Raw genomic sequence first — 244 nt, 5'->3', positions numbered from 1 at the left:
AATTGGGACTGTGTAGGCCGGACCCACGATCCAGACGACCGAGCGCGTCTACGCTCACTTGGAGACGGTCTAACTCACCGGTTTTCGTCGATCCACTCGCAAAAGGCCTCGAAGTCCTTGGCTCCACACTGGTCGGCAATATTCCGCAACGTGCCGGTCCGGATCTCCCCACCCATCGGCACGGTCACGTTCCGGATCTCACCGGTCTGGGGGTGCTGATACCGGAGCTTGAGGTGGCTGCCGG

At 61.5% G+C, this 244-nt stretch carries 1 protein-coding gene; it reads right to left on the bottom strand.

All coding sequences use genetic code 11. The features are described from left to right. Window positions 1-74 precede the first annotated feature (74 nt). A partial coding sequence (locus HKX41_12935; GenBank protein NNC25039.1) for a type II toxin-antitoxin system HicA family toxin occupies window positions 75-244 on the bottom strand: 170 nt, incomplete at its 5' end.

The sequence above is a fragment of the Salifodinibacter halophilus genome, from assembly GCA_012999515.1.
In the GTDB taxonomy this organism is placed as follows: domain Bacteria; phylum Pseudomonadota; class Gammaproteobacteria; order Nevskiales; family Salinisphaeraceae; genus Salifodinibacter; species Salifodinibacter halophilus.
Note: the sequence above shows the minus strand (reverse complement) of the source record. Positions and strands in the feature narration are given on the sequence as shown.